Annotated in this window: 24 protein-coding genes; 13 read left to right on the top strand and 11 right to left on the bottom strand. The window is 35.2% G+C overall.

The window, feature by feature from the left end:
- Nucleotides 1–50 precede the first annotated feature (50 nt).
- From DWQ18_02810 to DWQ18_02800, 3 genes are read right to left on the bottom strand one after another with little or no spacing between them, the layout of a single operon-like run.
- Nucleotides 51–533, bottom strand: coding sequence for a hypothetical protein (locus tag DWQ18_02810; GenBank protein RDJ33862.1), 483 nt, complete (start codon nt 531–533; stop codon nt 51–53).
- Nucleotide 534: 1 nt separating this feature from the next.
- Entirely contained in the window at nt 535–1,206 is a 672-nt protein-coding gene (locus DWQ18_02805; GenBank protein RDJ33861.1) for a DsbA family protein, read from the bottom strand.
- 53 nt (nt 1,207–1,259) lie between these two features.
- A complete protein-coding gene (locus DWQ18_02800; protein RDJ33860.1) occupies nt 1,260–1,445 on the bottom strand; it encodes a hypothetical protein in 186 nt (61 codons plus the stop codon).
- A gap of 50 nt (nt 1,446–1,495) precedes the next feature.
- Between DWQ18_02800 and DWQ18_02795 the strand changes: the two genes are divergently transcribed.
- The gene (locus DWQ18_02795; protein ID RDJ33859.1) at nt 1,496–1,795 is read left to right on the top strand and encodes a hypothetical protein; all 300 of its coding nucleotides are present in this window, start codon (nt 1,496–1,498) and stop codon (nt 1,793–1,795) included.
- Here DWQ18_02795 and DWQ18_02790 read toward each other — a convergent pair.
- The gene (locus DWQ18_02790) at nt 1,790–2,155 is read right to left on the bottom strand and encodes a C2H2-type zinc finger protein (GenBank protein ID RDJ33858.1); all 366 of its coding nucleotides are present in this window, start codon (nt 2,153–2,155) and stop codon (nt 1,790–1,792) included. The two genes, DWQ18_02795 and DWQ18_02790, sit on opposite strands and share 6 nt — an antisense overlap.
- A 339-nt stretch (nt 2,156–2,494) precedes the next feature.
- Between DWQ18_02790 and DWQ18_02785 the strand changes: the two genes are divergently transcribed.
- Genes DWQ18_02785 through DWQ18_02775 form a run of 3 tightly spaced genes read left to right on the top strand, consistent with a single transcriptional unit; the run spans nt 2,495 to nt 4,606 of the window.
- On the top strand, nt 2,495–2,881 hold the full coding sequence (locus tag DWQ18_02785) for a hypothetical protein (GenBank protein ID RDJ33857.1): 387 nt from the start codon (nt 2,495–2,497) through the stop codon (nt 2,879–2,881).
- A 48-nt stretch (nt 2,882–2,929) separates the two neighbouring features.
- A complete protein-coding gene (locus tag DWQ18_02780; protein RDJ33856.1) occupies nt 2,930–3,817 on the top strand; it encodes an NAD(P)-dependent oxidoreductase in 888 nt (295 codons plus the stop codon).
- A 27-nt stretch (nt 3,818–3,844) separates the two neighbouring features.
- Nucleotides 3,845–4,606 (top strand): SDR family NAD(P)-dependent oxidoreductase, encoded by a 762-nt coding sequence (locus DWQ18_02775; protein RDJ33855.1) that lies wholly within the window; start codon nt 3,845–3,847, stop codon nt 4,604–4,606.
- On the opposite strand, the gene DWQ18_02770 is transcribed toward DWQ18_02775, so the two are convergent.
- The gene (locus DWQ18_02770; protein RDJ33854.1) at nt 4,603–5,169 is read right to left on the bottom strand and encodes a DUF99 family protein; all 567 of its coding nucleotides are present in this window, start codon (nt 5,167–5,169) and stop codon (nt 4,603–4,605) included. The two genes, DWQ18_02775 and DWQ18_02770, sit on opposite strands and share 4 nt — an antisense overlap.
- 162 nt (nt 5,170–5,331) lie before the next feature.
- Between DWQ18_02770 and DWQ18_02765 the strand changes: the two genes are divergently transcribed.
- Together DWQ18_02765 and DWQ18_02760 are read left to right on the top strand one after the other, a co-directional pair.
- Nucleotides 5,332–5,538 carry a hypothetical protein gene (locus tag DWQ18_02765; protein ID RDJ33853.1) on the top strand — a complete coding sequence of 69 codons (207 nt, stop codon included), beginning with the start codon at nt 5,332–5,334 and terminating at the stop codon, nt 5,536–5,538.
- A gap of 25 nt (nt 5,539–5,563) precedes the next feature.
- A complete protein-coding gene (locus DWQ18_02760; protein ID RDJ33852.1) occupies nt 5,564–6,055 on the top strand; it encodes a tetratricopeptide repeat protein in 492 nt (163 codons plus the stop codon).
- Here the strand turns inward: DWQ18_02760 and DWQ18_02755 are convergent.
- The gene (locus DWQ18_02755; GenBank protein RDJ33851.1) at nt 6,050–6,451 is read right to left on the bottom strand and encodes a hypothetical protein; all 402 of its coding nucleotides are present in this window, start codon (nt 6,449–6,451) and stop codon (nt 6,050–6,052) included. The genes DWQ18_02760 and DWQ18_02755 overlap by 6 nt on opposite strands.
- Nucleotides 6,452–6,468: 17 nt before the next feature.
- On the opposite strand from DWQ18_02755, the gene DWQ18_02750 reads away from it, so the two are divergent.
- Both DWQ18_02750 and DWQ18_02745 read left to right on the top strand, forming a co-directional pair.
- Complete coding sequence (locus DWQ18_02750) at nt 6,469–7,740, top strand: NAD(P)/FAD-dependent oxidoreductase (GenBank protein ID RDJ34324.1); 1,272 nt, start codon at nt 6,469–6,471, stop codon at nt 7,738–7,740.
- 142 nt (nt 7,741–7,882) lie between these two features.
- Nucleotides 7,883–8,257, top strand: a complete 375-nt coding sequence (locus DWQ18_02745) for a response regulator (protein RDJ33850.1) — start codon at nt 7,883–7,885, stop codon at nt 8,255–8,257.
- A 5-nt stretch (nt 8,258–8,262) separates the two neighbouring features.
- On the opposite strand, the gene DWQ18_02740 is transcribed toward DWQ18_02745, so the two are convergent.
- Both DWQ18_02740 and DWQ18_02735 read right to left on the bottom strand, forming a co-directional pair.
- A complete protein-coding gene (locus DWQ18_02740; protein RDJ33849.1) occupies nt 8,263–11,196 on the bottom strand; it encodes a hypothetical protein in 2,934 nt (977 codons plus the stop codon).
- Nucleotides 11,197–11,347: 151 nt separating this feature from the next.
- Nucleotides 11,348–11,566 (bottom strand): hypothetical protein, encoded by a 219-nt coding sequence (locus tag DWQ18_02735; GenBank protein RDJ33848.1) that lies wholly within the window; start codon nt 11,564–11,566, stop codon nt 11,348–11,350.
- A 111-nt stretch (nt 11,567–11,677) separates the two neighbouring features.
- Here DWQ18_02735 and DWQ18_02730 point away from each other — a divergent pair, with 111 nt between their 5' ends.
- Nucleotides 11,678–12,298, top strand: a complete 621-nt coding sequence (locus tag DWQ18_02730) for a class I SAM-dependent methyltransferase (protein ID RDJ34323.1) — start codon at nt 11,678–11,680, stop codon at nt 12,296–12,298.
- A 2-nt stretch (nt 12,299–12,300) separates the two neighbouring features.
- On the opposite strand, the gene DWQ18_02725 is transcribed toward DWQ18_02730, so the two are convergent.
- Nucleotides 12,301–14,784, bottom strand: coding sequence for an ABC transporter substrate-binding protein (locus tag DWQ18_02725; GenBank protein RDJ33847.1), 2,484 nt, complete (start codon nt 14,782–14,784; stop codon nt 12,301–12,303).
- A gap of 101 nt (nt 14,785–14,885) precedes the next feature.
- Here DWQ18_02725 and DWQ18_02720 point away from each other — a divergent pair, with 101 nt between their 5' ends.
- Nucleotides 14,886–15,518 carry a hypothetical protein gene (locus tag DWQ18_02720; GenBank protein ID RDJ33846.1) on the top strand — a complete coding sequence of 211 codons (633 nt, stop codon included), beginning with the start codon at nt 14,886–14,888 and terminating at the stop codon, nt 15,516–15,518.
- Here the strand turns inward: DWQ18_02720 and DWQ18_02715 are convergent.
- On the bottom strand, nt 15,508–17,250 hold the full coding sequence (locus DWQ18_02715; protein ID RDJ33845.1) for a DUF2070 family protein: 1,743 nt from the start codon (nt 17,248–17,250) through the stop codon (nt 15,508–15,510). The genes DWQ18_02720 and DWQ18_02715 overlap by 11 nt on opposite strands.
- 6 nt (nt 17,251–17,256) lie before the next feature.
- Complete coding sequence (locus DWQ18_02710; GenBank protein RDJ33844.1) at nt 17,257–17,424, bottom strand: preprotein translocase subunit Sec61beta; 168 nt, start codon at nt 17,422–17,424, stop codon at nt 17,257–17,259.
- A gap of 324 nt (nt 17,425–17,748) precedes the next feature.
- On the opposite strand from DWQ18_02710, the gene DWQ18_02705 reads away from it, so the two are divergent.
- From DWQ18_02705 to DWQ18_02695, 3 genes are all read left to right on the top strand, one after another.
- Nucleotides 17,749–19,923, top strand: a complete 2,175-nt coding sequence (locus tag DWQ18_02705) for a M20/M25/M40 family metallo-hydrolase (GenBank protein RDJ34322.1) — start codon at nt 17,749–17,751, stop codon at nt 19,921–19,923.
- 92 nt (nt 19,924–20,015) lie between these two features.
- Nucleotides 20,016–21,662, top strand: a complete 1,647-nt coding sequence (gene corA, locus DWQ18_02700; GenBank protein ID RDJ33843.1) for a magnesium and cobalt transport protein CorA — start codon at nt 20,016–20,018, stop codon at nt 21,660–21,662.
- A 3-nt stretch (nt 21,663–21,665) separates the two neighbouring features.
- Nucleotides 21,666–22,463, top strand: coding sequence for an ion transporter (locus DWQ18_02695; GenBank protein RDJ33842.1), 798 nt, complete (start codon nt 21,666–21,668; stop codon nt 22,461–22,463).

The raw sequence follows: 22,463 nt of genomic DNA, 5'->3' as shown, positions 1-22,463 counted from the left end.
CTCGTCAAAGCTTTCGTCCTATCTCGGTGTTTGTAAGGACGAGACAAATCCTAATTATCTGAATTTATTTTGCATTCAACTTTTAATGATCGTATAGTAGTAAAGTAGCTCAGAACCAATATGCCAATGGCTGCCATTCGGATTGGAATTTCATAAGTAATTAAAAATGAAGAGGCCACGCTTCCAATGCTACCAAATGTAGAGACTATTGCAAAACCTACGGGTCCACACCCACATGCACCAGCAGCAGCTCCCACTATCAATCCAAATACTCCACCACCAAGTTTTTTCTTAGAATGTCTTAGAAAATTAATTCTATAGACATTCATTGGTAACACTAATGCAGCAAGTCCAGACAGTATTACAATTAAGGAAAATCCCAATTCAGTATCCTTTGGGACATGTCCGACGACATATGGCTCTAAAAATAAATACTCTGAGAGGATCAACAACGGAATTAAGAGACCTACAAAAATTATTCCTCCAAGAAGAATGTATTTTGGATTCGAAAACACAAGAGAAAATGTATTCAACTTAGATCATGGAATCAAATACATTTTGGAACACAGAGTATGGCTGTGCGCCAACAATTTTTTGTTGTTGACCGTTAGGTGCTACAATAACAAAAGTGGGAGTTCCAGTTGCACCCTGTTTTTGAGATTCTGCAATGTTTGTTTGAACTCTTTTTTGGTATTTCCCTGAATCAAGGCAGCTGTTAAACAGTTCCATGTCTAATCCCAAGCTAAACGCAAATGCTCTCAATCTTTCTTTATTAGCCCAACCATCATCAATTTCTTGCTGTGACGTATAGAGTAAATCATGATACTCCCAATATGCCCCTTGATCATCTGCACAATAACTAGCCTGTGCTGCTACAGGGGAGTCTCTACCCAAAAATGCCAAATCGACAAAGATTAGTTTAGCTTTTCCAGTGTCGATATAGTTTTCAAATATTGCAGGTTTGGTATTGTGAAACCAATTCTTGCATTGATGGCACTGATAATCACCAAATTCGATTATTGTAATTGGAGCATCAAGGTTTCCTGCAATAGGAGATCCCATAGATGTTAAAACCGTACCATATGATCGTGACATGTCAAGATTTACGGTTTCAGGCGCAGAGCCAAGTGATGCAGAAGCTGCAATTATAACGATAATTACTGCTGCTGCAATACCACCCAAAATGGGAGCTTTCTTTTTCAACATTGATTGGGATTTAGATACGACTTAAAAAACTTCTTCCAAATTATTCTCAAAACTTAGTTATTTTTCTTGAAAAACCCAAGTAGTTTGTTTATGACTGTGTCAATAGGACAGGCATCACACGTAGTGGAACCTGAATGTCTTTGCAAATGTTTCTCAAATTCACTTCTTGAATCAAAGACAAGATCACATTTAGAACAATAAACTTTGTTTACGTTTGTTCTTTTTTTGAAATCAGTCATGATAGGGATTTCACGTTTGTCCTTATAAAGATCCTGTTGAATATTACGATATGCAATATCGTTTTTTAGATAAAATCATCACCGGGATTTTTGTTTGCATGTTTACTGCCGTGTGGTTTTTTACTGCAAAATATTATCAACGACCAAAGCAGTACTCAATTATAGTTAAAGACAAGAGAGGCAACCAAATAAATCTAAAAGAGATTAGAAGTAGCTTTCAAACTCAAGAGGTTGCATATAGTTTTCTAAGAGAGTATGAGAAATCATTTCCAAATTACAACTTTGCCATAGAATATTTCATGCCAAAAATGAAGAGTAAAGCAATGATACAAATTTTAAAAAAATTATAGATAATGGATTTTTTTGTGATTGTTATACTCTACTTCATACTGTGATAGGAATCCGCAATGAGGGCAAGAAAACATTTGGGCAGGAGGAGGAGGATTTCTTTCTATGATTTTACCCGAGACAGACTTGACTGAGATAATGTCACCAGTTGAAATTACAGCAAAATTTCTTCCTTCCCCAATAGAGTCTAAGAATTCTTTAATTGATGAGATTACCAGATTTTTATCAATTATCTCATCATCAATTGGAGATAACACAAATTCATGTATTTTTAATGCAGGTATAGCGGCAACTTGATCTGAGACATATACTAAAAGTTCATGCTTTATTGATTCAATATCTTTGCAGTCTATTGTAAGCATGAAGAGATGAGAAAATATCGTTATTTTAGTCTAGTCAAAAAATTAGAATGTGAGTCAAACAACATCTCTACCGCAACTTGGACACTTCAAATGTAATGTCTTCATTGCATAGTCATGTTCTTCTTTGACATCAACACATTTCTTGACTGCCTCTCGGCAAGAATGACAATAAGTGATTGCCATAACAAGATAGTCCAGATCAGAGATAAAGAATCATGTATGTATCAAAAATACAACATAGTTTCAAATTTTTGCTATATTACAAGGGCATTTAGTTTAACAAAAGGCAAAACGGATTATGACATGATTATTCATCTAGTGTAAAATCAACCATGAATTATGAGAGATTCAGAGACATTTGGCGTAGAGAAAGGATTTGGTCAGAAAGTAGTCGACTGGTTAAATGAGCAATCACAAGAAAATGATCTTAAATTTGAAGCAAGATTATATGGATATGATTTAGATACTGACAATTTTGGTTCTTTTGAAATGTTTTCATGGATTGGAAATGTTCAATCGGCAAGAAAATTGATTATCAAAGCTAGTAAAAGATTCAAAGTTAAAGTTATCGAGGGGGGATACAAGACAAAGGAAAAAATCTTTCATATGAAAAAATCAGATTACGGAATGGTAAGAAGGGGAGACAAAGTGATAGGACATATTGAATTTGAGTCTTCTAGATTTGGAAAAGATAATTGGAAGATTAAAGCAGAAGAGAGAAGATAATTTCCAATCAAATAACTAAAATACGTTTTATGCAGCTGAAACTCATTAATGAAAATAGGCCTCATAGGAACTGGTATGCTAGGAAATGCTGTAGGACTGCACCTCTTAGATTCAGATTTCAAACTAGTCGCATACAATAGAACGAAAAATAGAACAGATGAATTAGCTAGTCATGGGGCAGAAGTAGTTGACTCACCAAAGGAGGTTGCAGAAAAATCAGATTTTGTTATCACCTGTGTCAAAGATGCAGATGCAGTAAAAGAAGTATCATTTGGGGAGAATGGAATCATTCATGGAATACATTCAAACCTGACTATTGCAGATATGAGTACAATCAACCCCATATCCTCAAGAGAGATATCCTCAGAGTATAAAAAAAATGGAATCGAGATGCTAGACATTCCAGTAATGGGAGGACCAAATGTGGCAATTAATGGAAAGTTGGTTTTAATGGCATCCGGAGATTCAAAAACATTTGAAAAACATAAGAAGATTTTAGAAACTATTGCACACAAAGTTTTCTATCTTGGAGAAAATGGTACTGCCCATACAGTAAAGCTGACAATGAATTTACAAATTGCCATGCTTGCATTATCAATCTCTGAAGGCATAACTTTAGCAAGGGGAGCATCCATAGATCCAAAAATTTTTTTGGACATACTCAATGAGACCTACTTTAAAACCGGAATGAGTGAAAACAAAGGTTACAAAATGATCCAAGATGAGTTTACCCCTACATTCACACTTGAAAATCTAAAGAAAGACCTCAAGACGATAAATGAGACTGCAAGATCTTATGGAATTTCCCTGCCGATGACAACCAGTGCCGAACAGGTGTATCAGCAAGCGCTTAACAAGGGATTTGGAGATCTGGATTATACCGGAATTCTTGCATACCTAAAATCCAGTACGAATTCCGAGAATATACAAAATTAATTTAAGACAAGACACATTACCAATATCATGAGATTACAAGATAAAATTGCAATTATCACCGGTGCCTCAAGTGATATTGGTGCTAGTATTGCCAAAAGATTTGTTGATGAAGGAGCTCAAGTTGTTCTTTTAGGAAGAAACCTGGATTCCTTGGAAAAAGTTAGACAGTCAACTGGGAAACCAGATTCAGCAGTGCCAATGACTTGTGATATTACTGATGAGGCTCAAGTAAACCAAACAGTAAATCAGGTTATGGACAAATATGGAAAAATCGACATTTTAGTTAATGGTGCCGGGGCAATCAACGATCCTGTTCATTTTCATGACATGCAATCAGGAGACATTAGGAACCTCATTCATGTTAATATGCTTGGAGTATTCTTTCCATCCAAAGCTGTTTTGGGTAAAATGTACGAAGTAAAGAAAGGGGCAATAATCAACATAGGTTCAGTCTCTGCAGAAAGGGCAGTCCCAAGAGTGCACCTTGCAGCATATTCATCTACAAAGGCAGCAATCAACATGTTCACAAAATCAATTGCCATAGAATATGCTAGAAGAAACATTCGTTGTAACTGTATCAATCCTGGAATCATTAACTCTGGAATGATAAAGCCATACCTTGATGATCCAGGGGCAAGAAAAGTCTTAGAAGAAAGATTACCGTTAAACAGAATTGGTGAACCAATTGATGTTGCTAACACAGCGTTATTCTTGGCATCTGATGAAGCAAATTGGATTACAGGTTCAATAATTGATGTAGACGGTGGAAAGTCAGCATCAGAAGGTTAATCAAGCAAAATAGTTCTTGCAAGAAGTTGAGCCACTCTTATTGGTTCAGGTATTGAACCTTGAGGAGTCAATTCATTTAATAATTTTTGTACATCAGAAAGAGTGCAACCCTCATTTCTAATGTATACATCAAAATTTGTATCTAATTTAATTCTGGTTCTTTCTTCAAGTTTTTTGTATTCATCAATCTTTGATTGTGCATCATTGAAATGATACTTTAACGCATCTTCAATCCCAGAAGAATCATTATAGGTTATTGCAATGATAGGAATTTGTAATTTTTTGTATAATTTTTGTATGTCAATTATATTGTATAGAGAGATTATAACTCCAGAAATCAAAACATAACTGACATCAGGTCTGTTTAGTTTTTCATACATGCGTAAAATTTCATCTGTTGCATCATCCCCAGAAAGGGTTGTTTTTCCAATAACAAATCCGTCAATGATGAGATCACGTCTCATCACGACGCCAGCCAGAATGGATTTTTTTGAATGTTGAGTAAAACTTTCTGCAATGGCTAGTCCGCGTATACCTTTTTTCTCAAGATGCAGATGTCTCATTTTTTTTCTTCCTCAAAAATGATCTATAGCTTAATGCTGAAATCGATATTATTAGTCCAGCAATAGCAGCCCAAGTGGCAAAAGGGATAAGATCAGACTCGTTCATCCTAATAATATCCAAGAAATTAAACATCTAAATACATTTGAAAATCTACAAAAAACATGCCTGAGATAATCTGTAAAGACTGTGGAAAACGCCTATTTCATGAAAATGAGACCACTTTAAAGATAGAAGAAGCAATCCATAAGAAATTCTGTAGGAAAAAAGAGGGAGAGACTCAAAGCTACATGCATAGGGATTATCAACACATGGATACCTTTGACCCAGAAAGAACCAATGATGCAAAAGGTAAACCAATTTTAAAATAACTTTCATTCGAAATTATTTTCGTTAATGAACCAAATAGAAGAATTACATAATTTAGGACAGAGAAGCTTCAATTTAGGAAATACAAAAGAAGCACTTGTACATTATAATAGAATTTTAGATATCGACCCAAATGATGTCAAGGCCCAATTAAAAATTGGTAACATATTAGGCAAGCATGGAAAATATACTGAAGCAATTGAACATTACGATAAGGTATTAGAAATAAACGGTTATGATGCACTTGCTCTAATCAATAAAGGACTTGCGTTACATTATCTAGAAAGATATGATGATGCAATAAAATGCTATAAAATAATTTTAGACAAAAATCCAGATAGTGCAATTGCATCATACAATTTAGCATCAAGCCTCGTAAAACAAAACAAAATTAATGAAGGATTAGAACATTTAAAGAAAGCAATAAAGATAGATTTTTCATACAAAGTAAAAGCAAGTAGAGATATTGATTTTCAAGAAATCAAAACAAGAAATGAATTTAAAAAAATAGTTCTATGAGAACTTAGCATGTTTCCATATATATTCAAATTTATTTCGACATTCATCACACGACATGATATGATCATAGAATTTTTTTGAGATAGATGCATAATCGAAAGTAGCCTTTTCATCAACAGGGGAATCAGAATTTTTTTCTTGAATTTTTTTGGAGTGAGGAAATTCATCTTGAATTTGTTTAATGATTTTTTGATGTTCGGTTTCAGAGTTTTGATGCATCATAGTAATGACATTGTTCCCATAACTCCCAATAACCTTACCAGAGTTTGTAGTTATTTCAAATGATTCATCCACACCTGGAGAATCACCAGGTTGAAAGATCAGGCTAAAATTCGAGATGAGGAAAATTTTCAGACGATCATAGTTTTCCTGTGAAAAATTCTCAAAGGTACTCATGAAATAGGATGGAATTCATGCCTAAAAAACCCTCAAAATTATTATTTTGGTTTAAAATCAACTTCAAAGTGACAAAAGAGTTTCATTATGATGTTGTAGTCGTCGGTGCAGGTCCAGCGGGTTCATCATCTGCATACATGGCTTCAAAGAATTCATGTAAAGTTGCACTATTAGAAAAAGAAGATGTGGTTTCCCAATCGGTGAGAACTAGTGGAGTCACATGGATTAAAGATATGGACTCTTTTGGAGTTCCAGAAGATTGCTATAATCCAATAAAGAATTTTTCATTCTGTTCTCCAAACAATGTTGTTACTATTTCAGATGATACTCCAAGGGCTGCAGTCTTAGACGTTAGAAAGACATATCGCTGGTTAGTAGAACAGGCCCAAAGTGAAGGAACTGAATTATTTACAAAAACAAATGTGATTGATGCAATAAAGGATTCAGATGGAAGAATTATCGGGGTGAGAGCATCGTCTCCAGATGGAGATGTTGTGTTTTATGGAAAGGTGTTCATTGATGCAAGCGGGTTTGGAACAGTTGTTGCGAAGTCCCTAGGATACACAACAAAATGGAAGCGATTTGGGGTAGGGGCAGAATACGAAGTAAATGCAGAGAAGGTAGTCCAAGACACATGGTGGTTGATGGTAGGTCAGGAATATTCTCCTGCAGGTTATGCATGGATTTTTCCTGTTGGTGGAAAAAAAGTCAGGATAGGAGTAGGCATTGGAAAACCAGAATCTGCGGTGGACCCGACAGAAAGATTGAATGAAATAATTGAAAAAAAATTAGGTCCAATCAAAGAACTAGGCAAGATAGACAAGATAGAATTCCATTACGGCTTAATTCCTAATGATGGATTAACCCGTAAGACTGTTTATGATAATTTGATTTTAGTTGGAGATTCTGCAGGTCAAGCAAATCCACTGGTACTTGAAGGAATTAGATATGCGATTAGATTTGGTCGAGTAGCTGGACAAGTAGCAGCAAAAGCAATAGGATCAAACGATACATCGGAAAAAAATTTGCGAGAATATGAAGAGGTTTGGAAAGAAGCCATCCAGTCAAAGATTACATCAGCTGGAAAGGTCCAAGCAAGGTGGATTGGATTATCAGATAAAGAGTGGGATAAAGAATTAGACATCATCAAGGAATTGTCTGCCGAAGAATTTTTGGACTTTATTAAAGCAGATTTTGGCCTCTCAAATGTTGTAAGGCTTGCCACACACCATCCAAAGATTGCCGTAAGACAGCTTTTCAACATGGTAAAAGATGTGGTCAAAAGATGAAAAATTCAAGGATTTATCCTTGAATTTCATGAAAACATGGACCGGATAAGCCCAGTATTGCTAAAACAATATGACATATACCAATTCGTTTGTTTGAGATAAACATCCAAGCATAATATTGTAATACTATGTTACTGGTATTATGCTTATTTTAATAGCAGATGATAATTCGTTTACTAGAAAAATTTATGCAGATGCTTTTTCAAAAAGGGGTCATACGGTTACCACAACAAATGACGGTAATGAATGCATAACAAAATTCAAGACCAATTGGATTCAAAATAGAAAGTTTGATGCAGTGATTCTAGATTATAGTATGCCGCAAAAAAATGGAGACGAAGTCGTAAAACAAATTCTTTCAACAGAACCGAATCAAAGTATTCTAATTATTTCAGCATATGAAGCAGAGAAGTTAAAGTCTGTGTTTCACAATTTCAAGGATAAAATTGAAATTGTACAAAAAGGATTTCCTATTGAAGCATTAGTTGAAAAAATTGAAACAAAAAGTGGACCATGAATCAATTATGGTATGACAAAAAAGTCATTAACAATCAGATCATGATATTCTAGTTGTGCAACATATGTTCCAGAGGAGAATGGTTTTGATAACACTTCATTAAAGTGACCAGAGGAAGTATCCTTCAATCCAACTTCATAAACACGCTCTCCTTTCTGATTGAAGATATCAACAAAGAGATCTTCACTAAAAGACAGTGTCTTTTGAACAGCTCCAGAGAGCAATAGTTTGTTGTCTTCATACTGTACCTCAATTACAGCTGAGCGGGATCGTGATGGTAAGTATCTCTCAATTAATCGATTTAGTTCTGAGAGTTTATCACTTGTCTTTTCAGGATTCTTTTCCTTGAGGGCAAGCTCAATGTCATTAATTACAGATGCAAATCTTTGGTTATTGGCAGCATAGTTATCACCACCAAATCTTTCAACAAAGGATTGTAGTTCTTCAAATTCTCTAGCTAATTCTACCATATCAAGGTCTTGAGAGGAATACTTGCGGTCAACTTTCTCTTCTACATTAACAATTTGAGATGCCTTTTGATTTTGATACTGAAGCATGACAACGTATAATCCAGGTTCTACTGGAGCCTCCCATTGTGTGAAAAATACGCCTTCCTTTGTATCAGTGAACTTTAGATTGCTATGGGTTGTCCCATCCATCTCGTAAACTGTGAGATATAGATTCTCCCTTCTATCAAAGATTGGTTTGTCTACAAATCCAGACATCACCCAAATGTCTTGTTCAGGATCATAGGATATGTCATAAATTATCTTGTCATTGTTTAGTGCCAAGTACTCACTCAGGTAATTGCCTATCTCGTTAATCTTGGTCTCTGCATCAACAAAGTTTCCATGCTCTAATAGATCGTATGCATCATCAGTCATCCTATTGTACTCAGATGAACGCTTATCAAAATCAGCATTGTAAAAATTGGCAACGACTTGGGAATAGGAATCTAACTTCTCCCTGAACTCTATACGCCGTAATTCATCTTTGCTGTATCCAACATCAGAACCAAAAGGATCATCAGCATATGCCTCAGATACCTGTCGCCACTCTTCAAACAATTCTCGAACCATGTTATCAGCTGCATCTAAATCATTTTTTACTACAAGATTTCTTGCCACATCAATTCGTTCATTCATTGAATCAGTGAAATCAGTGTAACCAGGAAGGAATCTGTTTTTTCTCAAGCTTAGGTCAACAAGATTTTCAATTGATTTTGCTCTCTGTAAAATGTCAGAGGCCCTAACTTTGTATGCATCTTTAGAGTATGAATCAAGTTCATTTTTAATTTCTGGTGCCTTTGCACTTACCCAAGCAAGTAACACCTCAATTCTATCAATTTTGCTTACTGTTGGATTTCCATCTTCAAGCTTCTGAGCTGTATCTAGTATTTTTAATGCATTATCAATCAAATAGAGATTCTTTGTATCGGCCTGTAGTTCTGCCTTAGTTCTCATTGTCTCATATTGAAATTTCAAAATGTTTAGTGGGTTTCTTTTTTCTCTTAACTCGTTAATTGAGGAATCAAATTCAGATACGATATCTAAAATCTCATCAACAGAGCTTGCATTTTGTACCTCTTCTAGAAGAGATTTCCAACCTGCTGTCATTGCAGAGTCAATTTGGCTCTCATTTGAGATTTCCACGGCCTTGGAAATTCTGGAGGAGATGTCAATTACGTTCTTCATATCCTCAATATCTGTTCTTGAATCAAGAATATCATCAACTGAAGATGCAAGCTCCAGTCGTGATTGGAGATCATCCCAAGAAGGCATAATCAAATTTGCCAGCTCTGAGTTATTATCAACGTCAGATGTGATAAATCGATCAACATTTTCCAAGTCTCGCAAAAGGAGGGATGCAGAATATAGTTTTCCTACCCGCTCTTTTGATTCTAGAAGTTCCTCAATTGTTTCTTTATCTAGTAGGGATTCTCGAGTATTTTCCCAGTTTGAATTTACTAATCTGTAAAGAGAGTTATCCTTTCTTGAGATAACATCTAGATATCTTGATTCAGATAACAAGTCAAGCAAGTCATTTAATTCAGTAGCATAAACAGGGGCAGTACCTCTTGCAAAGATGAATGCAATCTCTTCTTTGACATTACGATTCATAATAGAACCAGTCTTCTTCATGAGATTCAGAAGAGTCTCTTCTAACTCCTCAAAGGTTCGAATTTTTGTAGGAGTTATCTTTACGGGATCAACGTTTTGTATTGAGACAAATACGTCTTTAATTTTTTCAATTGCAGTCTTTGCATCACCGATTTCATAATAGAATAGTGCAGAAAAAGTATCCTTGTCTATATTTTTTGCAAGATCAAAGGATAGTTTACTAGATTCAATCAAGGAAGAAGTAGCATCAAGAGATGAAGTAATTACCGGCCTAAACTTTGGATCAATTTCAAATAATTCATCTTCAATGAAAAAATCAACCCATAAATCTGCATACAGTGCCTCTAATTCTTGCAGCGAGGATGTACCAAAGGAAACTGCGTTCAACCTTTCGCTATAAACCAAAGTGTTTACAGTAGTTTTCTCGTTTAGGGATACAATTTTTTCAGAGATTAGATTTTTTGCGTTTTCAAAATATTCTTGAGAGGAGGATTCTTTGTATACGGTAGTCAGAACCCTAAAAGATGCAGTGGAGATCTCTTCACCATAAAACAGTTTGACAGTGTAATCTCCAGAAAGTCCACATATGCTTCCCTTTAATGGAATACTATCAGTTACAAAAGCACCACTAGGCAATGGAGATATTTGTTGAATTTGGCAAATGTCTCCGTTTGGGTTGATTATTTGTAAAATTAGAAAAGATTCTGGATCAATTAATGCTATATTTCCAAAAATAAAGAGAGACTCACCTTTCTGGAAATCCCCGAAATTATCAAGTAAGCTGATTTTTGAGGTTTGCGCGTTAGCATAGACTGGCATTAAGAGTAGAATAGAGAATACTATGACCGAAGTGTGCCGATACACTGCGATTTCAGACACAGCAAATCATACTTAAAACATACTATAAAATTATACTAATTGTGGATAATCCTCGCTTATTGCTTTACATTTCAGACAATTTTCATGTAAATTATGTGATGGCAACCACAGCAAGGTAGTTGCCATCACCGGTATTTGGCACGCGGTCGGTCTGGATGCTTTCAATATGGTACATACAAGAATTATGAAATTGCTCAGGTGTTCTTGTACCACAATTACGACAAATCATACTAATGACTTCCTTACATTGAGCGCACTGAGTACAATCATTGAGTACTCCCCCGCACAATCTGCATGATTCATCTGGCAATTTCTTTTCAAAATGAATTTTGAAAAATTGAATATAAGATAAACGTAGAACTCGTTCATATCAAAGCTACTAATGACTACATTGAAATTACATGAATCTAAAAATTACATATTGGACAAAATTCAAAAAACATTTGATGATTGGGCAAAAAATGGTCGCTCTGAATTAATGGAAAAGGAACATGCAAAAACAGTTCTAAAATTTATCAATACAATAAAATTCAAAAAAAAGTTTAGTTTTGTAGATGTTGGATGTGGAAACGGTTGGGTAATTAGAAAGATATCAAGTAATGAATTATGCCAAAAAGCAGTTGGAATAGATAAGAGCAAAAAAATGATTGAGAATGCAAAACTAAAATCAATATCGAATAAAGAAAAATTCATTCAAGCAGATATTGAGTCATGGAATACAAAAGAAAAATATGATTACGTTTTTTCGATGGAATCTCTATATTATTCAGAATCAGTAGAAAATGCTTTAAAGAAAATTTACAAGATAATTAAAGACGGAGGACAATTTTTTTGTGGAACGGATTTTTACAAAGAAAATAAAGCAACTACAAATTGGTCAAAAAAAATGGGTGTAACTATGCATCTTTATTCAGAATCAGAATGGAAAAGATTATTTTCAGATGCAGGTTTTAAAGTAAAAACAAAACATGTTAAAAATGTAAAAGGAAATAGGAAATGGAAAAGAGAGTTAGGAACGTTGTTCATTACGGGAACAAAATAAATTTAATGTTTTAAAGTTTTAATTTTTTCTCTAAAGAAAAATAAAATTAAGATAATGACAATAGTTGGAATAATCAAAATGACATAGATGTATGAATCACCTATTGTAGAATCAGACAAACTATTATCGACAATGGTTTCAGGAATTACTTGCTCAGGATCATCTACAGCCAAAAAGCTGGTTGTTAAAATATCTGGTCTCAGTACAGAATCAGATATAACAAATAATTTGATATTATTAGCACCAACTCCAAGCAAAGAGGTATCCTCTGGAGATAACTCAAGATTTACTAAATTATCAGGGATTTCAAGTGTACCAGCAGAGACTACAAGGCCTTGAGGATTAGATATGAAGAATTGGATCTGAGAGGCAGAATCTGTTTGAATTGAAAATGTGGATTTTTCACCCCTTATAACAAAATCAGGCACATCAACGCCTATAATCTTTGGAAATTGAACATTCTCAAATTCCTTCCAGTAACCGACTCCAAAGGGATATGATTCATCAGCAAATGCATTAACCTGAATTGTTCTAGATTCAGGCGAATAGCCCTCTAGGTAATATGGGCCATTGCTAATTACAGCATGATCATACTTTTCAATCCAGTTTATCGAGGACACATATCTAGATTCAAAGTAATTTCCATCAGATACAAAAGATTCAAGTGATTTTGGAATAAAGTCAGAGTCTCGGAATTTTTCCAAGTATTCCTTAATGATATTGGAATCCTTTGGAATAATCAAAGAGAGCCAGTTTACATTTTTACTGACAGCCCCGGAGCGCGAAAAGGATACTTTACCATCCATTACAGCCTGTTCCATAGAAGCAAAAATTTCCCATGGCATACTGCTCCACATGGAGGCCCAGTCAGCAATCTCGGCATCATCAAAGTGCCAGTAATCCACATACACGTCAATAGTATCATCATCAACAGGTACAATTCCCACAAGAGTATTCACCACCTGTGCGGCTCTTGGGGTAAATTCTGTATCAAAAGTTTTATCATCATCTTGTTTTTGTGAGCCCCACTCCAACGTAAAATAAATTGAATGTAAGATGTCATTCATATCCATTGGCCTACCATGATGCCAGTTACCAAGAGTCAAATCGAATCTAACTTTACTTGTGGCTTTTGTGCCGTCTTTGACTTCAACCCAAGATTTTGTATTAGGATTCCAAATAATTGCCTCTGATGGAACACTTAGTTTTCCGTTTGGTCCTGCAGTTTCAACATTCCAATTTGATCTAATGGGGAATGTTTCTCCGGTGTAGGGATGTTTAAACAGTGCAGGATCAAAAATAGTGTACCAGATTTGAGTACTGTAACTATCACCCAGTCCCATCACAGGGTTCCATGCTCCTTGATAAATCTGCTTTACACCAATGTTAAGAGTATCAGATGAAGATCTTGAGTTTATTGCAGTAAAACGACTTGGCACTCCTGCTCCAAAATCATTTACAACTCCCAAGACATTTTCATTTACAACATATTGATCAATTTTACTTGCTAGAAAAATTCTTACCGATTCATTTATTGCTTCAGTGGTCGCCTCTTGAATTAAGCTAGTTCGTTCATCAGATGAAGAAAAATTTCCAGTGTAGATTCTTTGAGTTATTCCATCAAGATAATCATTTTTGTAGTTCCAGTATGATGGGTCGTTAAATCCAGGCATGTTTGAGAACCATGGGGAGTACATTTGTGCCAAACCAAGGGAGTCATATCTGACAAAGGCAGAGCGCCCAGCCCACCCTTCAGTATACAAATTCCATTTTAGATCAGATGGATTAGAACCATAAACGACAACAAATGCTTTATTCAAATCACCAAAATCTTTTGTGACTGTAAAACCAATCTTTTCAAGATTGGAAGCTAAGATTTCACCTATGGATTTTCTCACAGGATCATCACTTCGAATGAAAATTGTGACAGTTATTGGATCTTCCCCGTAAAACCATTTACCGTTAATTTTAGTTGCGCCGTTTTTTTCTAAAGCGTCAGATATCATTTTGTCAGCAAGTGAAGGGTTATAACGGAATTGAAACTCTTCTAATTGATTCAGAATCAATAGGTAATCAGTATCAAAAGGTCCGTAATTTGAAATCATAGTAGTTCCAAAACCACCCATTAATTCATTGACGATAAGTTTTCTATCAATGAGATAATTCAAAGCAAACCTTACATCACGAATAGAAAAGGGGTTGAATTTTTCAGATTCTGCAGGATTTACCAATATACTGTAAGAACCACCAGTAGAATCATAGACGTTTATTCCTTCTCGTGATTTGGTATTTTCAATTCTGTCAGAAGATATTCGGTAGTAGTAAAAATCAAGATTGCCATTTTTTACTTCCTCAAGTGCAGTATTTTCATCAAGATATTGAATGAATTTTATTTTATTTACGTAAGTTCCTTGTTCTGCATAAATTGAATTTGCACTTAAAGGGATTACAATTATTGCTAGTAAACAGACTAGCAAAAATCTCATAGGTTGTAATTACATTAGTCATAATTAAAGGTCTTTCATATTGACACGAGATCATTTCTAAAGAAATTGAAGATTTAAAAAACAAAAATGAATTTTGGAACATATTGCAGTTGAAAACATTACTCAATGGGATTAGTGGAATCATACAAGATGGAATTTCAGTAAAGGATTTTTCCATGGTGGCAAAAACAGATACCAATACTGCAGAAAGAATTCTAGAGGATTTAGCTAAAAATCAGATCGGTGCAAAAAAAGACGGTATGTATTTTTTTGCTAAAGGTGACAAACTAAAATTTGCGTTAATGACTCTTGAGAAAGGGGCAACAATAGAAGAAGTATCTGAGAAGATAGATTGGAAGGATTTTGAGGGTCTTGTTGGAGAAATTTTACGCATTAATGACTTTGCAGTAGTACAAAATTTAGTTTTGACAAAGCCACGAATGGAGATAGACATCATAGGTATCAAGATGGGCCTTGCGATGTTAATTGATTGTAAACATTGGAAGAAAACCAGCTTTTCTGCAATGCAGACAGTAGTCCAAAAGCAAATTGATAGGACAAAGCACTACATTGCAAAAACTCCTGGAGCTATTGCAGTACCAGTCATTGTGACATTGTATCAAGACAGAGTAGACTTTATCAAAAAAGTTCCAATAGTGCCAATTCATCAGTTTGCATCTTTTGTCGATGAATTTTACGGAAATTTGGATCAGATGAAGGAGATTAAAGCATAGATACCAAAAAGAGGCCGATACATCCCAAAAGGACAGCCTTTGTAATTTTCATTGAACGATCAATTGCTCTTGAATAATCACGATAAATGGTTGGACCCATTACTTTTACATCGGTTTCATGTTCAATGATTTCAAATGAAGCCGGCTGGATGTTTTTTTCTGCTTTTTTTGCAATGTCTAAGAACCAATTTGCAACGTCAGTAGACTTTGAGATAAATCCAAATTGGTAGTAGCCATTTCTATTTCGAACACCCATTGTGGTGTAATGAGTATCAGAAGTACACAACTCCAAAAGTTCATAGCCATTATTTGAAAAATGCTTGACTACATCTTCTCTGACTCCATTTTCCATGTTATTTGCATCTGCCCACCCAAGAAAATATTTTTTATTGTTAATTTTTAAACAGAGTATTCCGATTCCTCCCATTGCCAAGTCTTTAGCTTCAAGATTCATATCACTTGAATTTGCATAACCAAATTCCAATGGATATGTCTCTTTAGCTTTTAGAGTATCAAGTACTGATTTTGATGCAGTAAGTAAATCCTCACCATCAACTTGAGAGATTTCTTTTCCCATAGCATTATGACAATCGACAATCAAAGTTTTTTCAAAATTTCGATTCTTTGAGAATCGCTCGATTTCATTTTTGATATGCAGTGGGATGTCTTCCATACCGTGAGGAGACAGCGACAAAAACAAAATTGCCGTCTTTCCAAATAAAATACCAACCGCCCTTGCTTTGTTAATCTGTATAGTGACGGGTTCTGTACTAGTTATTCCTTCATTTATTACTGAACCAGCAGAGAGACTTTGTAGATAATTATTCACTTCTGTTCTTGATGGTAAGTTCAAGGAATGATCTGAGATACTATGCATCACCATAGCAGAAGAATCAAGATTTTTGTAAATCAAATAGGGGATGTTGCTACCACCTACAGGATGAAATGGTCCTGGATGGATATCAGGCAATACAATTCTAAAATCTACACCTTTGTCTTTAGTGTGAAATTTAATTTGAGTTGTGCTAACTTTGGATGGTTTTGATTGTTCTTCTATAATTGATTCTACTTCGGAGGGGTCATTCTTAGATAGTGAGAATAGATATGCTTGTACTAGCTGGTGTGTACTTTTTACATTTGGTAGTCCAGCCCTATCAGTCCACCTTGACCAAATTGAAGAAATTGCAAGAAAAGCTCCACCGATAATCAATACCCATGGCTCACTCAAGGTTTGAAGCCAAAGATCAGAAGGAACCATTGCAAAAAATAATGCCAAAGGCTGAAGTAGACATACTAACCAAGCTTTTTTCAGACTTGCACCCAGTGTAGTAGTGAAAATGCCGATTCTAAAGCTAGCAAAAAGAAACATACCTTCAGTAATGTAGAAGAGATGTAATTCTGGTTTTGAGAGAACAAAGACTGAAAGAATGCCTGCAAATGCAGTTAGCAACCAAAGTGCATTTCCAAACAAAGACATGTGTAAGGCTTTAGAATATTCTTTGTTTCTAATGAAAAACGCATCAATACGTTGTGTGACAAGTAAAATTGGAATTACAAGTGCTAAACGAAAAAGAATATCATCGCTTTGACGATAAGCAAAAACAGATACTGCTACCAAAACAGACACTACAGCAACAGAGAATACTAAAGATGTGTAATACGAAGACGGGTTAAGGAGGGTCAGAGAATAACGTTTTTGGATCTGCGAAACGTCATCATGAGATTCAGTCATTTACATTCACGGAACTAGAAGAATTTCCATTGCCCATGAAATAGCAATTAAACCAATTGGAATTGATACAACAATCTTTGGATCAACTTTGAATCCTTTTGTTTCATCCTCAAAGAAACGTAGTAAACCAGCACTGGATGCGGGTAATGGTGCGCCTTTCTTTTTACTACTCATGATAAATCACCATTTTGAACTTTGGAATAAAAACTTTATTGAGTAAATTAGGTACAATTTAGGATCTTACTTTCAGATAGATAGTCAAGGCAACCAGCCCAATGGCACCACCGATAAATCCTATCCCAATTAGCCATTCTTCAGAAAATGGATTGACAAAAGTCAATGTCAGGATTCCGATAATGAACAGTACTGCACATGTAATTGCAGTAATCGCTAATTTCCCCACCATATTGTTCAGTGTGAAATATCCGTAAATAAACTAACACGAATTAAAATGGCTTTCCTTAAATGCAAAGAAACCCCAGTTCTTTTGGGATTCAATTGAAAGTGGCTCTAATCTATAATGAAAATAAAATCGATCCAAATGATGTGATCAATGTTTTTGGAATGCCTACTAAAGAGCACTATAGTAAAAAGGCAGTTGAAAGAGTTGCCAGAGCACTAGAGAAAGGAGGACATAATGTCAAAGTGATTGAAGGGGACATTCATGTCATTGACGAATTAAAAGAATTCATGCCAAAAGTAGTTGCAGGTGAAAAACCTGGAATGGTCTTTAACATGGCATATGGAGTTCAGGGTCAAAACAGGTACACGCATGTTCCTGCAATGATGGAGATGATGGGAATCCCTTACATCGGTTCAGGCCCAGAAGGACATGCAATTGTCCAAGACAAAGTCATGACAAAAATCGTACTACAAAAAAATAAAATCCCAACTCCAGGTTTTTGGGTATTTCGAACACCGGATGATAAATTCGATGATATGATTTTTCCAGTAATTGTAAAACCAAAATTAGAATCAACTTCTATGGGGATGGAAGTTGTTGATAATTGGCCAGACCTTCGAGAAGCAGTACGAAAACAAATTGAAAAATTCACTCAAGATATACTTGTAGAACAATTCATTCCCGGTAGAGAGTTTGCAGTAGGACTACTTGGAAATGGCCCTACAATAGAAACATTACCTATTGTTGAAATTAATTTAGAAGGAGATCCAAACAAAATTCAAACAAAAGATGACAAGGTAAAGAAAGGAGGAATCGATAAAATTTGTCCAGCTCCATTGTCCGATGAAAAAGCTGAAGAGCTACGAAAATTGTGCAAAGATGCATTTTACACTTTGGGATTAAATGATTACACTCGTGTAGATATTAGAATGGATAAAGATGAGAATTTTTACATTTTAGAATTAAACTCAATGGCAAGCTTAGGTATGGGGGGTTCATTTTTTCATGCAGCAAAGACTGCAGGATATACATATGAATCACTAGTCAATAGAATTTTAGATGTAGCTGTAATCAGATACTTTGGTCATCCAATAACACAATCAGAACAAGCACCAGATACTTCAAAACCACTCAGGGTTCTTACTAGAACATATCTTAGAGGACATTTACAAGGACTTAAAGAAAGCTTGGAAGATTTTGTTAACCTCAATACTCATGTGTACAACATCGATAACGTAAATGAACTAGGATTAATGATTGCTCGCAGATTAAGACATATGGGATTTGAAGAGAACATCCACAAGCAATATGATATTGGCGATTTTCATTACTTTACCAACCATACAGAAAAAGAAAATGATGTTCTGATTGTTTCACATCTAGATACCCATTATGGCCCTCATGACTTGGTGCATTATAGAGAAGATGATGATAGAATTTATGGTTCAGGTATTGCAGAAAGTAAAGGAGGCCTAGTAGTCATGTTGGGAGCATTACAAGCCCTAAGATTTGCAAAGAGACTCAAGAAAATAAAATGTGGGATTTTACTAACTACAGATGATAGTTTAGGTGGAAGGCATAGTAAGACAATTGTCGAGGAATATTCAAAGTCATCCCGATATGTAGTTGGATTAAAATCAGCTAGTATCGATGGTGGAATCATCACTACATGCCATGGTAGAAGCGACTATCAAGTTAGATTTGCTTCATCACCTGGAAAAAACAGTATTGACCTTCACGGGATTATTCCTGTTCTAAGTAAGAAAGTGCTTGCAATTGAAAAGATATCAAAGAGTGAAAAAGATTTTCGAATTAGAACAACAGCAGTAGATTCAAAGGGGTCACATGGACACACACCAGACTTTGCGACATTATCGCTAGTATCCAGTTACAAAACAAAAAAACTGGGAGACGAACTTGATAAAAAAATCAGAAATGTTATGAAAAAACGTGAAGCTGGAATGGCAAAGATTGATGTGGAGATCAATAAAATACACAGCAGGGCTCCTGTCGAGGAGGAGGAAGCTGACACAAAATTTTATGAACTTGTAAAAGAGATTGCAGATCTTTTAGAAATCAAAATAAAACCTCATGCGCAGATAGTTTCTTCTGATATTAGCAATGTTCCATCAGAGCTTGCAGCATTAGATGGTTTTGGTCCAATCGGTCACAAGTATCGTTCACCAAATGAGTTTATTGTTCATGATAGCATTGTTGAAAGATCAGCGCTTCTAGCATCTGTTATCTATAGATGTTCTAAGACAGAATAAAAATTGGTCTATCAAGGCAAATATTTTCAAATTTTGGAAGAAAAGACAACCTACAAGAAACTTAAAGACCATGAAATGAGAGAAGAAATCAATTGAAAAATAACATCGGCATAATCGTCAACAGACTAGCTGTTGGATTCACTTTTGCTTTTGTTTACCAAATAATTGTCGGTATTGCAACATCAATTTTTTCTCTACCTTTAACAGGAAATATTCAAGATTTAGTTTCAGGAATAGAGCAGTACGAAAGCGAACAGGGGGCGGTATTCATCATATGGTGGATTATCTCAACAATAGTAATTACAGCAATTGCACTACTAATTGTACGATACAAGAAATTCATTTCGCCATACAAAGGTGAGAAAGACATTGATATTCCACCAAGGATCACAGTCATTACAGCAATAATAGTAGGAGCATCAATTTCATTTTTGTTCTTCCTACTGGATTTGGCTATAGGAGTTTTTGTTCCTCCAGGATCAACAACAGATGTCCTTGCAATATACGAAGCTGCAAGTATTGGAGACTTTACGCCATTAACCCTTAGTATAATTTTTTCAATTGTGGCAGGATTTATTGTGGTAGGAGTAGCTGGTAAGGCTGGAAAAGTTAAAGAGTTGACCAAGGATGTAGGGATAACAAATATTGCAGATATTGCAAAGATTGTAAAAAACATTCAGAAAGAAACCAAGACATCATCAGACCTTGTTGGTCTGCATCCAGGGGCACTGGTGCATGTTGGGAAACAACATGTTGAGAAAGTCACATTTGAGCAAATTGAATTTGATGAAAAGACTTTCATTAAAAGAGAGCCCGCTACTGTAGAAGAATGTCTAAACTCAAAAGATAAGAGCACAATCACATGGACAAATGTTGTTGGTCTGCATGAACCAGATGTGATTGAAAAGATAGGAGAATATTACAACCTACACATTTTAACACGAGCTGACATTATGAATACTGAGTTACGACCGAAGATTGAAAACTATGATGATCATTTGTTTGTAATTTTAAAATTACCTCATATTTTGAAAGATTCAGGAAGATTATTTTTAGAAGACATTAGTTTAGTGATAGGAAAAAATTATGTGCTTTCATTTCAAGAAACAGAAGATGATGCTTTTGATTCCATTAGAGACAGGTTAGAAAAATCAATCGGAGTTATTAGAGCAAGGCAGACGGATTATCTTGCTTATGCATTAGCGGATGCCATAATAGATCATTTTTACGTAGTCTTAGAAAGCATTGGCATTGCAACTGAGAAATTAGAAGAAGAGTTGATGGACAACCCAACACCCAGAACATTACAATCCATCCATGTTCTAAAAAGAGAGATGGTGGCATTAAGAAAATCCATTTGGCCAATGAGAGAAGTCGTAGATAGCTTTGAACGAATGGATTCACAACTCATTGATGAGTCTACAAGAAAGTACCTCAGAGATGTCTACAACCATACCGTTCAAGTGATGGACAACATAGAAGGCCTAAGAGACATGATTGGCGGAATGCTGGACACCTACCTCTCAAGTGTGAGCAACAAAATGAATGAGGTCATGAAGACATTAACGGTAATAGCGAGCATTTTCATTCCAATTACATTCATTGCTGGCATCTATGGTACTAATTTCACATACATTCCTGAGCTACAGTGGGAAGGAAGTTACTTTGTCATGCTGGGAGTAATGGTGATAATAGTTGTAGTAATGATGATATGGTTTAAGAGTAGAAAGTGGGTCTAAAAGATGACAAATAAAGCTATTACAAGATCCTATGAAATTGTAGAAGGTACTACTAACGACATCGTTTCACGAGGATTTCAAATTTTCATGGTGGTTTTAATTTCATTAAATGTGTTAATGGTAATTGTTGAGACAGAAGAAGTAGTAGCTTCTCAATTTTCAACACTATTTTATACATTTGAATTATTTTCAATTGTTATTTTTACAATTGAGTATATTGGAAGGATTGTACTATGCCCACTTAATCCAAAGTATGAAGGTAAAAAATTTGCAAGAATAAGATTTGCTTTAACTCCCATGATGTTAATCGATTTGGCAGCAATCCTACCATTCTTTTTGCCATTTATCGTTACAGATTTGAGATTTATCAGAATTATTCGACTATTGAGATTATTCAGACTATTCAAATTGGCAAGATACTCAGAACCCATGCAAACATTAGGAGAAGTTTTAAAATCAAAGATGGGAGATTTGGCAGTAGCATTCTTTATTTTATTTATTGTGTTAATTTTTGCATCTAGTCTAATGTATCATGTAGAACATGAAGCCCAACCTGAAGCTTTTTCAAGTATTCCAACTTCAATGTGGTGGGGAGTAGTAACGTTAACAACAATTGGTTATGGAGATACATACCCAGTAACCCCTGCAGGTAAGCTAGTTGCAGCTGGAGTAGCAATTCTAGGAATAGCTGTGTATGCAATACCTACTGGAATAATGGCATCAGCATTTACTGAAGAAATGAGAAAAAAGAAAAATGCATCAAAAAACTGTCCCCATTGTGGTAAGGAGATAATTGATTAA

It is taken from the genome of Thermoproteota archaeon (genome assembly GCA_003352285.1).
Taxonomy (GTDB): Archaea; Thermoproteota; Nitrososphaeria; order Nitrososphaerales; family Nitrosopumilaceae; genus PXYB01.
The sequence above is the reverse complement of the archived record's forward strand: the minus strand, read 5'-3'. Positions and strand labels throughout refer to the sequence as shown.

Coding starts and splice junctions, on each gene's coding strand:
- DWQ18_02805 (RDJ33861.1), bottom strand. CDS start 1,206: ATGTTGAAAAAGAAAGCTCCCATTTTGGGTGGTATTGCAGCAGCAGTA.
- DWQ18_02800 (RDJ33860.1), bottom strand. CDS start 1,445: ATGACTGATTTCAAAAAAAGAACAAACGTAAACAAAGTTTATTGTTCT.
- DWQ18_02795 (RDJ33859.1), top strand. CDS start 1,496: ATGCAATATCGTTTTTTAGATAAAATCATCACCGGGATTTTTGTTTGC.
- DWQ18_02790 (RDJ33858.1), bottom strand. CDS start 2,155: ATGCTTACAATAGACTGCAAAGATATTGAATCAATAAAGCATGAACTT.
- DWQ18_02785 (RDJ33857.1), top strand. CDS start 2,495: ATGAGAGATTCAGAGACATTTGGCGTAGAGAAAGGATTTGGTCAGAAA.
- DWQ18_02780 (RDJ33856.1), top strand. CDS start 2,930: ATGAAAATAGGCCTCATAGGAACTGGTATGCTAGGAAATGCTGTAGGA.
- DWQ18_02775 (RDJ33855.1), top strand. CDS start 3,845: ATGAGATTACAAGATAAAATTGCAATTATCACCGGTGCCTCAAGTGAT.
- DWQ18_02770 (RDJ33854.1), bottom strand. CDS start 5,169: ATGAGACATCTGCATCTTGAGAAAAAAGGTATACGCGGACTAGCCATT.
- DWQ18_02765 (RDJ33853.1), top strand. CDS start 5,332: ATGCCTGAGATAATCTGTAAAGACTGTGGAAAACGCCTATTTCATGAA.
- DWQ18_02760 (RDJ33852.1), top strand. CDS start 5,564: ATGAACCAAATAGAAGAATTACATAATTTAGGACAGAGAAGCTTCAAT.
- DWQ18_02755 (RDJ33851.1), bottom strand. CDS start 6,451: ATGAGTACCTTTGAGAATTTTTCACAGGAAAACTATGATCGTCTGAAA.
- DWQ18_02750 (RDJ34324.1), top strand. CDS start 6,469: ATGCCTAAAAAACCCTCAAAATTATTATTTTGGTTTAAAATCAACTTC.
- DWQ18_02745 (RDJ33850.1), top strand. CDS start 7,883: ATGCTTATTTTAATAGCAGATGATAATTCGTTTACTAGAAAAATTTAT.
- DWQ18_02740 (RDJ33849.1), bottom strand. CDS start 11,196: ATGCCAGTCTATGCTAACGCGCAAACCTCAAAAATCAGCTTACTTGAT.
- DWQ18_02725 (RDJ33847.1), bottom strand. CDS start 14,784: ATGAGATTTTTGCTAGTCTGTTTACTAGCAATAATTGTAATCCCTTTA.
- DWQ18_02715 (RDJ33845.1), bottom strand. CDS start 17,250: ATGACTGAATCTCATGATGACGTTTCGCAGATCCAAAAACGTTATTCT.
- DWQ18_02710 (RDJ33844.1), bottom strand. CDS start 17,424: ATGAGTAGTAAAAAGAAAGGCGCACCATTACCCGCATCCAGTGCTGGT.
- DWQ18_02695 (RDJ33842.1), top strand. CDS start 21,666: ATGACAAATAAAGCTATTACAAGATCCTATGAAATTGTAGAAGGTACT.